This window comes from Guyparkeria sp. SB14A (genome assembly GCF_005096345.1).
Classification (GTDB): Bacteria; Pseudomonadota; Gammaproteobacteria; order Halothiobacillales; family Halothiobacillaceae; genus Guyparkeria; species Guyparkeria hydrothermalis.
Map to the genome: position 1 here is coordinate 168,176 of NZ_SWAW01000002.1, position 11,350 is coordinate 179,525.

Consider the following 11,350-nt stretch of genomic DNA (forward strand, 5'->3'; position numbering starts at 1 on the left):
CGTGAGAAAGGCGCGGAAAAGGGAGAAACCAGCGGGTGGTCAGAGAAACACGAGCAGGCTCACCCGCCGCAGCTCGGAGGCGAGCACGGTGTAGGTGCGCAGCGCCGCGGCGGTGTCCATGTACTCGATGCCCACGCCCTGGCGCATCAGCGCGGCCGACAGGCTGGCCGGCCCCATCCGGGTGCGGGCGCCGGTGCCGATGATCACCACTTCCGGCTCATCGCGCAGCAGCAGGGACTCGCCTTCGACCGACAGGGCATCGAGCTCGTCGACCGGTACCTCGGCGTGCAGCGTGTCCGGCGTGAGCAGGAAGGGCTGCCGCAGCTCCTGGTCGTTTACGGTCACGTGGGACTCGGAGAAGCCGCGGATCACGAATTGGCGGCCGCGATCGTCCTGGGTCAAGCGCATGGCGTCTGTCCGTCCGGGTTGATGTGGCCGCTAGACTAAGGAAACTCTGCACGAATATCCAACGCCTCTGCGGGTCCAAAGGGTTCCCGCCCTGCGGGGCTGGCCGGCTTGCCCGTCATCGGTGTTTCCGATCCTCGCCGGGTCATGAGCCCGCCTTCGTATCGGCGCCTTGATGACGAACAAGCCGGCAAGCCAGAGACATTGGCTATGCGTGCAGACCTTCCCTAGTGGTTCAACCGTTCTCGTGCCACTTCCCGTCGTTATGCTTGTCCAGGGCCAGTCGGGACATCAGCCGACGACGCAGGTGACCCGATCGGCGGGTGACGCTGGCGATCGCGGCGCGCAGCACCATGGTCGCCTGCTCCGCCGGCTGGCCCGCGTGCCCGTCGTCCGGGCGAACGGGCGATACCAGGGTGAACTGGCGCCTGGCGCGGGTGATCGCCGTGTAGAGCAATTCGCGCGTCAGGATCGGGTTACGGTACGCGGGCATCACCAGTGCCACCCGGGTGAACTCCGAGCCCTGCGACTTGTGAACGGTCAGCGCAAAGGCGGTTTCCACCTCGGTCAGGCGCGTGGGACTTACCCAGTGAAACCGCCGTCCCGGCGGGGCATTCGGGTCGTCGTTCGGGAATACCACCCGCAGACCGGTCTCCCCGCTTTCCAGACGCGCGGGCAGGGTCAGCCCCATGTCGCCGTTGGCGAGATTCAGCTGGGCGTCGTTCCGGGTGACGATCACCGGACGGCCCGCGTACCAGCCGGTCGATCGGCCCATGCCCTCGGCGGCGGGCAGCAATCCGTCGCGGACCAAACAGTCCTGCACACGGGCATTCAGGCCCTCGACGCCCGCCGGCCCGCGACGCAGGGCGCAGAGCAGCTGGAAGTCGTTATGGCGGCGGAACAGTTCGGCCACGTCCGCTTCGTCGGCCGGCGCGGTCGGATCGAATCCCGCCGTCCGTTCGGCGAGCATCGACAGCCACGGGCGTAGCCCGTCGACGACCAGCCGGGGGAAACCGCCGGTCGGGTCGTCGCCGGCTCGGTCCAGCAACCACGCCACCTCGCGCTCGGCGATCGGGCCTTCGGCGGGGCGACCCAGCACGCCGGTCGCGGCGGTCGGATCGCCCCGGTTTACTGCCCGCGCCAACGCCCCGATCGCGCTGTCCTCGCCGAAGCGATGCGAGACGCGCAGGGTGGCAATGTGGGCGGCGACCGCGTCGGTCGTCTCGGTGAAGAGATCGGGCGGGGGCGCTGCCGGCAGGGATTGCCCCGTGGCGGCTTCGAGGTAGTCGTGCACGGGCCGCGGATAATCCGGGGTGTCGCTGTCACCGGCATGGCGGCAGAGCTCACCGAGCACCGCCCCGGCCTCGACCGAGGCGAGCTGGTCCTTGTCGCCCAGCATCACCAGGCGGCAGTGGGCGGGCAGGGCATCGACGAGCTGTGCCATCAGTTCCATGCCGATCATCGAGGCCTCGTCGACCACGACGATGTCGAGATCGAGCGGGTTGTCGCGGTGATGGCGGGGCCGTTCGGCCAGTGGCCGCGTGCCGATCAGGCGATGGATGGTCCGGACCTGATCGGGCAGGTGCGCGGCGACGCGGGCCCAGGATCCGCCTTCGAACCCGGTGTTCGTTGGCCCGTCGTCAAGGGCGGCGATCTCGCGCACCTTGTCGCCGATCGATTCCGACAGGCGTGCGGCGGCCTTGCCGGTCGGGGCACACAGCGCGATGCGGGGCGGGCCCAAGCGGTCAGATCCGTCGAGATGCAACGCGGTCAGTGTCGCGAGCAGTCGCACCACGGTCGTGGTCTTGCCGGTACCGGGGCCGCCGGTGATGATCGCGAACGGCTGGTACGCGGCCAGCGCGCAGGCGAGCTTCTGCCAATCGGGAGCCGATCCCTGGCCCCGGACGGTGGGATACAGGGCATCGAGAATCGGACGCACGCGCGCGGCGGGTGCGGGTTCACCCGTGGTCCGGCCGGCGAGGCCGGCCGCGACCCGTCCCTCCACCTGCCAGTAACGACGCAGGTAGAGTTGGGGGCGCGTTGGGTCGACCAGCACCAGCGGTCGGCCATCACCGGCCTGGTGGTCCTCCCGCCAGGCCAGCGGGCGCACCGCCGGGTGCTCGGACAGGGCCTGCTGCCAATCGGCAACGCTCACCCCGTCGAGCACGGCTGCCGGTGTGTCGGCTTCCGATCCGGCCCCGGTCGGCTCGGCGGGCGGCATCCGCAACGTCAGATCGGGGTTTTCCTTCACCGCGGTCAGGTCCAGACAGACGTGCCCGCTGCCGCTCTGGTGGCTCGCGAGTGCTCCGGCCAAAGCGGCCAACGGATCATTGGTCGGGGCATGAACGGCCAGGAAATCGGCCACGGCGCGGTCGATCGGGCGCAGCCAGCCGATGCCGACCCAGCGATCGAGCAGGACACGCAGGCTGCCGTGGTCGGCAAGGGCCGGGTGACGGTTCATGCCGCGACCTCCTCGCCGGCAAACAGCCGGTCGAGCGACTCGATCAGGACGCGGTCCGGCCGGCAGGTGTAGACGCCGGCGTTGTCGGGGGCGTCGGTGGCCGCCTCGATCCCGCGCAGGAACACGTAGGCCGCCCCGCCCACGTGGCGGTCGTAGTCGTAGTCCGGCAACCGATCGCGCAGGTGGCGATGCAGGGCCACCAGGTACAGGACGAATTGCAGGTCGTAGCGCGAGTCGAGCATGGCCTGTTCCAGTGCCTCGGGCGTGTAGGCGGCCGCATCCGGACCCAGCCAGTTGGATTTCCAGTCGATCACGTAATACCGGCCGTCGCGCTCGAGGGCGAGATCGATAAAGCCCTTGAGCATGCCGTTGATGGCCGGCCCGGACAGGGGCGGTCGCGGGCGGCCCGGCGCGACGTGGTCGCACACGAGTCGGTCGAGCGGCGCGAGATCGGCGTCGTCGACGGCCAGCCAGAATTCCATTTCGGCCTGGTATCGGGTCGTTTCGGCCAGCGCGAGCTCCCCGCCGGTCGGCATCCGCCAGCGGCTGGCCAGCAGGGTCTCGAGACTTCGCGCGACGACATCGACCTGCGCCTCGTCGAGTGATCGCAGCCCCGGGTGGGACGTGCGCGAGATCAGACGGGCGATCGATCCCGGGCGCTGGGCGTGACGATGAAAGCCGTCGGCGGCAATCGCCTCGATCAGGTCGTGCAGCAGGGTGCCGATCTGCGCCCCGCGTGGCAGCGCGTGGATGCCGATCGGCACCAGGTCGGTACGGAGACCCGTTGGCCCGAGGTCTGTCCTGGCCGTCACCGCGTGATCCGCGGTCGGCCGGGCCCGGGTGACTGCCTCCGCCTGCGATTCGAGACGCACTTCCTCGCGCGCGCCCTCCGGGGCGGGGAGGGGCACCCGGTGGCCGATCGAGGCGGTCAGCGCCGAGAAGCTCGAGATCCACCACGGTTCGAACGCCTCGAAATGCGGTATCCGAGGGCCGTGAAGCGCCGGTTCCGGCGGTGGCGTGAAGCGATGGCGGCGAGGATCGAGCGGCTCGGGCAGGTCCACGATCTCGATCGCTGCGTGCTCGGCCCAGCGAGCGAGCTTGTCGAGGTAGCCGGGGCGGTCGCAGGTCTCGTCGGGTGAAAAGCCGAGGAATTGCCCGAAGGCCGTCTTGCCGGGGTTGAACGCCTTGGCGTTACCGAACTTGACCGGCCCGGCACCGAGCACACAGGCGTACTCCGCCCGGGTCATGGCCACGTAGAACAGCCGGATGGACTCGGCGATCGCCTCCTGGGCGGCCTCCGCGTTCGCCTCCTTCGTCGGCGCCATCTCCCAGACCGAGCCATCGTCGCGGTGACGGCGGGTCGGTTCGCCGCGGCGATGCGTGTCCGCCCCGAGCAGGGCGATGAAAGGCAGGAACACCACTGGGTACTGCAGGCCCTTCGACCCGTGGATGGTCACGATCCGCACCATGGCGTTGTCCTGCTCCAGGCGGATCTCCTGCTCGGCGGCCCCCTCGGTCACGGCCAGGTGCAGGCGGTGGAGCAGGGCGGTCTCGCCGTCGACGTCCTGGTCGGTCTGTTGCAGCCATTCGGCCAGGTGCAGCAGGTTGGTCAGTCGGCGCTCGCCGCGGCGGTTCTGGCGTGCGTCGGTCTCGAGCAGACGAGCCGGGATGGAGAAATGGTGCAACAGGCCCATGATCGCGGCGAGCACGCCCTGGGATTGCCAGGTCCGGTGCCATTCGTGGAATCGCTGGCAGATGGCGTCGAATTGGGTCTCGTCGCGCAGGAGGGCTTCCAGTTCCTCGAGCGGCAGGGCCATGCTGGCCGTGGCGAGCGCCTGACGGATCCGGTCGCTGCGCGCCGGCTCGGCCAGTGCCTCGAGCCACACGAGCATGTCGGCCGCCTCGGTCGAGGCGAACACCGAGGAGCGCTCGGACAGGAACACGGCCGGCACGCCGAAGTCGGCCAGTGCCCGGCGCATCAGCTTGCCTTCGTCCTGCGTTCGTACCAGCACGGCGATATCGCGTGGCTCGAGCCCGCGCAGTGCGCCGTCGCCTTGAAAGCCGCAGCTGCCCGACTGGCCGCGATTGAGCAGTGCGGCGATTTCCCCGGCCGCCCGGACGGCCAGCGCGTCGCGGAAGGCGCCGCTGGTCCAGACCTCGTCGGGAGGCGATGCCCACAACGTCACGGCGGGCAGTTCACCGCCCCGGTCGACCAGGCGGTCGTCGCGTCCCTGGGCCTTGACCGGCTCGAACGGCAGCGGCGATGCCCCGCCATCGAGGGGGAAGCGAAACGCGCCGTCGGGGTGTTCATCGGCCACCGAGAACATCGCGTTGACCGCGCCGACCATGGCGTCGGTCGAGCGGAAGTTGCAGGGCAGGCTCGCGTGTCGTCCGGCCGTTGCCCGCCGCGCGGTGAGGTAGCTATGGATGTCCGCGCCGCGAAAGCTGTAGATCGCCTGCTTGGGATCGCCGATCAGCACGATGGCGTGCTCGTCCGAGGCGGGCGTCTCCGCCCCGAGCGGGTAGACGGCCGAGAAGATCGCGTATTGCAGCGGATCGGTGTCCTGGAATTCGTCGATCATCGCGACCGGATACTGGGAACGGATCGCCTCGATCATGCCCCGGGCGTTGGGGTTTCGCTCCGGGTCGACCGCATCGCGCATCTGGATCAGCATGTCCTCGAATCCCATCGCGCGGCGGCTGGCCAGCAGGCTCGCGATGCGTTCGCGTATCCACAGCGCGGCGAAGGCCTGGACGGTGGGCTTGATCTCGTCGACTTGCTCGTCCAGGCGGGCAAGGGCGGCGTGCCAGTCGCCGATGGCATCCAGCGCCGGGTGCTCGGGCGGTTCGTGGCCCTTGTTGGTTGACGGGCGCGCGAGCTTCTTCCGGTCTGGCTCGCCAAGCGTCCCGGTACCGGCAGCCCAGTCGTCGACACCGGCAAGCCACGCCGCGAACGTGTCTTCCGTCTTGGCCTCGGCGTGACTCGTCTTGCTCAACCCCGGACGCACGCCGTTCCACAACCCGTGCAGGGTGTCGATATCGGCGAGCCAGGCCTCGCGCGCCCGGCCCTCGGCCGTGTCCGCGCGCTCTTGCGCGACGGACAGTCGATCGAGTAGCTCGGCGGGTGAGGGCAGCTCCCCGGTGGACCCGGCCGTGATCTCGCCGACGGCAAGCCGGCTGCCGTCGCGCTTGATCAGGTTGCGTACCTTCTCCTTGAGCGCCCCCGGCGTGTCGACCAGGCGGGCGAACTGCCGGGCGAGAGATTCCCTCGTGGTCAACGGGTAGCCGTGCGTGCGCCAGAAATCGCGCACCGCCACGTGGATCAGGGGGTCGAGGTCGGTGATCAGCTCCTGCTCGAACAGGGCGCCGCTGTGGAAGGCGTGCTCGGCCAGCTGTCGTTGGCAGAACCCGTGGATGGTGAAGATGGCCGCCTCGTCCATCCATTCGGCGGCCCGTTGCAGCAGGAAGGCGCCGCGGGCGCGCTCGTCGGCATCGAACTCGTCGTACAGATCGCGCAGGGGTTGGTCGACCTCGTGCTCATCACGGGTGCCCGCAAACAGCCAGGCGGCCTGTTGCAGGCGGCTGCGAATCCGGTCACGCAGTTCGGCGACCGCCGCCTCGGTGAAGGTGCTGACCAGTATTTCCGGCGGGGTGAGCGGACGCGCGTGGCGTTGCTCGGGTCCGCGGTGGCCCAGTACCAGGCGCAGGTAGAGCAGCGAGATGGTGAAGGTCTTGCCCGTGCCCGCACTGGCCTCGATCAGCCGACTGCCTTGCAGGGGAAAGGTGATCGGATCAAGTTCGTTCATGCCTCTCCCTCGCTTGCCATGCCCTCGGTGGCCGGGGCCTTGCGATGTTCGCCCCGCGTGCCGCTGAGCAGTGGCCGGTACAGGGCGTTGGCGACCGCCTCGAAGTCGGCGTGGGCCTCGAGCGCCGCGAATTCCGGCCACAATCGACGCAGGTCGGCATCGTACTGGGCGGCGTGGTCGAAGGCGGCGCGTGCGCCGCTGCGGCGCTTGAGGTCGTCTCTGGCGGTGAGCCAGGCGATCTGGGTGCGGGCCTCGGCCGGTAGCGGCTGGCGGCGGGCCTGGTGCCACCAGCCGACCAGGGCGGTCAACAGGTCGCGCGCGACGGTCGGATCGACCGGCTCCATTGCGACCGGGCGTTCGAGCAGGGAGTCGCGCTGGGCGTCGGATTCGCTGATCAGGTAGGTGGTCACCGGGCGGCCGCTCAACTGCGCCGCCAGGTGGGTCGGCCATTCACCCACCAGGCGGTGCCACTTGAGGTTCTTGCCCTTGTGCAGGGCGCCGGGCAGCAACCGCAGCCGAACCGCCTGATCCTCGCCGACCCGGATGTCGTCGATCTGCCCCGAGAGGACGGTGTCTTGATCGTTGCCAGCATCGGGGGTGAGACGAGCGTCGATATCGACGGCGGGCAGCAGGTCGGGATACCGGGCCTGGAACGCCGCCCAGGTGGTCAGCTGGCGGGCGAGCGGATCAGCATGATCACGGCGCAGGGCCTCGTCGAACGGGGCCAGCGGCAGTTGGCCGGTGCCGGCAAGGCGGTCAAAGGCGGCCTCGATCCACTCCGGCAGCATCGCCTCGAGCCGCTCGCCGGAAAGGGATTGGACCGGCTCGCGGGCCAGACGTGCGCGCACCAGCTCGAGTAATTGGGCGCTGAGTTGCGACTCGCCCAGCGGGTCGAGCGCGAACGGCTCGTCGTCCTCCGGCAGGCGGATGTCGGTCCGTGGTGCCACCCCCAGGTGGCGGCCGAGGTAGACGCGCCAGGGCTGTTTCAATAACTGGGCGAGATCGCCGAGGGTGGGGATGGGGGCATCCATCTCGTCTTCGGTCTGCGCGGATGTGGCGGTATGGGTCACGTTCGGCCCGGCATGCACCTGCTGCCATTCGGTGGCGTAACTGCTCAACTCCGGTCGCTCCGGGCCGAAGTACGCGCGGCTGAACGGCTGGAGCGGGTGCTCGGTCGTCAGTGAATCGGAGGCGGCGGTCTCGTCGGGCGAGTCCGTCAGCGACCAGCCGCGATCGATGTGATCGCGCAGCTGATTGACCAGAACGGAGGCCGGTCGCTCGTGGTTGTCGCGGATGTCGCGGCCCACCCAGCTGATCCAGAAACGGTCGCGCGCGGAGAGCAAGGCCTCGAGAAACAGGTAACGATCGTCCTCGCGACGCGATCGGTCACCGGGGCGGTAGCGACCGGCCATCAGGTCGAAGTCGGCGGCCGGCTGGCGCCGGGGGTAGGCCTCGTCGCTCATGCCGAGCAGGTAGACGTGGCGGAAGGGGATCGCACGCATGGGCATGAGGGTGGCGAAGTTCACGGCCCCCACCAGGAATCGCTGATTGAGGCGGTGCTCGTCGAGCCGATCCAGCCAGGCGCTGCGGGCCGTCTCGATGCCGATGGGCTGATCGAATGCCGCCGAGCGGCAATCCTCGAGCCAGCCCGTGATCGCCTCGAGCACCCGGTCACGCAGGTTGACCGCCGACTCGCGCGCCGCCAGCGGATTGGCCTGGTCATCCTCGCCCGGCGGAATGGCGTCGGGATCGAAGAATGCCTCGACCAGCTCCTCGAAACGGGTGGCCCACCCGCCGGGGGATCGGCATTCGCCCAATCGGTGTCGCCACCGGCCAATGGTGTCGATCAGGTGGTGCAACGGACCGATGACCGCCGCGCTCATGCCCTCCATCCCGCCGACGGGCACGATGCCTTGCCAGTCGTCGTCCGCGCCGGCGAGGTAGCCGTACAGCAACCGGTCGAGGCCGAAATGCCAGGTGTTCTGCTCGATCCCGGCCGGCAGGCCGAATTCGGGCCGATGATCGCCGTCGAGCCCCCAGCGAATGCCGGCCGCGTCGATCCAGTGACGCAAGGTCGCTACCTCGCTGTCGGCAATCCCGAAACGCGCGCGCAACGCGTCCACTTCCAGTAGATCCAGTACCTCGCTGGCCGTCAGTCGCGCCTCCGGCAGATGCAGCAGACTCTCCAACGCACGCAGCATCGGGTGGGTATCCCGCTCCGGCCGGTCGGAGATGGCAAACGGCAGGTAGCGCGGGTCACGGCGGTCGAGTCGACCGAACACGGCACTGATGGCGGCGGCGTAGTCGGTCATGTCCGGGACCATGACGATCACGTCCCGCGGGCGCAGGCCGGGGTCGGCATCGAAGGCCGCCAGCAGCTGATCCTGCAGGATCTCGACCTCGCGCAGCGGGCTGTGGGCGATGGTGAACCGCAGCGACTCGTCGGCCGCGTCGAGCCGACGTCCTTGCGCCTCCATCTCCGAGACCGGGCGCAGGTCGAGCAGGTCGGCCTGGATTTGTCCCAGCAGGTGGTCGGTCGTCGGTTCGGTAAACAGATCGATGTTGAGCGGGTCGCTGTGCCGCGCCCGTTCGGGTGCCTGGTCGAAGGCGTCGACCAGCCGCACGAGGTCACGCCCCTGCTTTCCCCAGGAGGCGAGCAGGGGGTGGGCGTGCTGATGGAGGTCGTGATCGGCGAGGCTCGCGTCGACCTTGCGCGCGCTGATCCGTCGGTAGGCGTGCCGGAACAGGTGACGGTCCTCCACGATGTCGCCCCAGTAATGCCGGCAGGGATTCTGCAGGCAGAAGATCACCTGGGTCCAACGCGAGATGGCGCCGAGGACCTCGAGGACCTGCGGCGGCAGGGCGGAGACACCGAAGACGACGATCCGGCGCGGCAGGTCGGGGGGACGTTCGATGGCTTGGGCGGCCCGGTCGAGGAACGCGCGGTGGACAAGCGCCCGACCGGCAAAGTCCGCCGGCGCCGTGCCGTCCTCGGTCTCGGGCGGATGGCGTACGAGGTCGTCGAGCACCGCACGCCAGAGTGCCGGTTGCCACCGGGAATCGGCCGGAACGTCAGGGGCCTCGCCGAGCGGGCCGGGCAGGGCGAGTTCCTCGTTCGCCCAGCGTTCGAGCCAGTCGGCGCGATAGACCTGGTACTGGTCGAACTGGTCGGACAGGCGGGCGGCGAGCTGGTAGGCCCGGTGTTCGTCATCGACGATGTAATGCGCCAGGGGGTCGAAGACCGGATCGGCGCGGATCGCCGGGTCCCGCAGCAGCCGGAGCAGGCGCCAGGTCAGCCGCGCCTTGTCCAGCGGGGCCTCGGGGGGCACGTTCTGGCGTCCCAGCACGGCCCGGTAGCACTGCCACTGCAGGCGGGCCGGGAGCAGCAGGTCCATGGCCGTGGCGATGCCCAGCCCGCCCCGGCCATCCTCGTGTTGCGAGCGGCCAAGGGCGAGGCGCAGCCACTGGGCCATGCCGTTGCTCTGCACGAGGATGCGCTCGTCCTCCAGCGGCCCGAGCGGCGCTCGACGCAGCCACTCCACCAGCAGATCGCGCAGGCCCTCGAGGCGATTGCCCTGCAACACGATAAAGCCGGGCGTGATGGGGGCGTGGGCGTCCGTGGAATCAGTCAAGACGTCGTGTCTTCCAGGTGGTCGCAAATGGAGGTCCGTCGGGAAGTGTATGGGAAGCGGGCATGCGGTGAAAACGCGACCGGCGGTGTCGTTGGTGGGATGGTCCGGCGCCAGGGTGGTCAAAAAATGCGCAAACTGTGAAAAGAGGCATATAGTCAGGGTGTTAGGGAACGGCTTTTTGGCGTCCCGGTCAGGGGGCGCCACGTGAGCCGGGCCGGTCAGGCCACCGCCTGACCGGTAGGGCCAGACCAAGCAGGGACCGATGTATGGATATGCCCTGGGGATGTCGCTGCCATGAGTAGCGAGATGTGCATGTTTCGGCGATTGCCGATGCTGAGCCTGCGCGGGCCGGAGGCGGTCGAGGAGGTTCGCCGCATCGCCGAGCCGTTCTTCTGGGAAATCGTGGGCGTCGACGACCCGGACCGGTTATCCCGCCAGGTCAAGCGAGACCAGGTGCGGGTGGCACTGATCGACCTGCGCGGGGCCATGCAGTCGGCAATGAGCTGGCTACCTGCCTTCTGTCGCCAGTTTCCCAGTCTGCAACTGGTCGCCATCATCGAAAAGCCGCAGGCCGACAATCCCGCTCACGCCAGTTTCCTGCACGCCTATTTCTTCGATTTCTGCTTTGCCCCGATCGAGCCCACTCGGCTGACGTTCTCGATCGGTCACGCCTGGACCATGGCTCGGGTGGCCGATCTGCACGTCGCCAGCGAGTCCGCCTGCAGCCTCGACGGTGAGGCCCACGAGATGGTGGGCCGGAGCGAGGCCATGCAGGCGGTCCGGCGCCAGGTGCGCCGTTATGCCGGCAACCACCTGCCGGTGCTGATTACCGGGCCCACCGGCACCGGCAAGGAACTGGCCGCACGCTCGATCCATCATCAGTCCGATCGCACCGACAAGCCGTTCGTCGCGGTCAACTGCGGGACATTGAGCCCTAACCTGATCCAGTCGGAGTTGTTCGGCCATGAAAAGGGCGCGTTCACCGGCGCGACCAAGCGCCGAATCGGCTGGGTGGAGCAGGCCCAGGGCGGGACCCTGTTCCTCGA

5 protein-coding genes are annotated in these 11,350 nt (G+C 69.0%); 1 reads left to right on the forward strand and 4 read right to left on the reverse strand.

The window, feature by feature from the left end; translation table 11 throughout:
* Window positions 1-39: 39 nt before the first annotated feature.
* From FAZ79_RS01860 to recC, 4 genes are all read right to left on the reverse strand, one after another.
* Window positions 40-408, reverse strand: a complete 369-nt coding sequence (locus FAZ79_RS01860; protein WP_136866211.1) for an MTH938/NDUFAF3 family protein — start codon at window positions 406-408, stop codon at window positions 40-42.
* A 232-nt stretch (window positions 409-640) separates the two neighbouring features.
* The gene (gene recD / locus FAZ79_RS01865) at window positions 641-2,866 is read right to left on the reverse strand and encodes an exodeoxyribonuclease V subunit alpha (protein ID WP_136866212.1); all 2,226 of its coding nucleotides are present in this window, start codon (window positions 2,864-2,866) and stop codon (window positions 641-643) included.
* Window positions 2,863-6,672, reverse strand: a complete 3,810-nt coding sequence (recB, locus tag FAZ79_RS01870) for an exodeoxyribonuclease V subunit beta (RefSeq protein WP_136866213.1) — start codon at window positions 6,670-6,672, stop codon at window positions 2,863-2,865. Before recB ends, recD begins: the two co-directional genes overlap by 4 nt.
* Complete coding sequence (gene recC, locus FAZ79_RS01875) at window positions 6,669-10,304, reverse strand: exodeoxyribonuclease V subunit gamma (protein WP_211238772.1); 3,636 nt, start codon at window positions 10,302-10,304, stop codon at window positions 6,669-6,671. The genes recB and recC overlap by 4 nt, the downstream gene beginning before the upstream one ends.
* Window positions 10,305-10,598: 294 nt before the next feature.
* Between recC and FAZ79_RS01880 the strand changes: the two genes are divergently transcribed.
* Window positions 10,599-11,350, forward strand: a 752-nt coding sequence (locus tag FAZ79_RS01880) for a sigma 54-interacting transcriptional regulator (protein WP_247709464.1), incomplete at its 3' end; no start/stop codon positions are given.

What these genes read in the sequence shown, in the direction of transcription:
- FAZ79_RS01860 (WP_136866211.1), bottom strand. Translation starts at nt 408, where the DNA reads ATGCGCTTGACCCAGGACGATCGCGGCCGCCAATTCGTGATCCGCGGC.
- recD (WP_136866212.1), bottom strand. Translation starts at nt 2,866, where the DNA reads ATGAACCGTCACCCGGCCCTTGCCGACCACGGCAGCCTGCGTGTCCTG.
- recB (WP_136866213.1), bottom strand. Translation starts at nt 6,672, where the DNA reads ATGAACGAACTTGATCCGATCACCTTTCCCCTGCAAGGCAGTCGGCTG.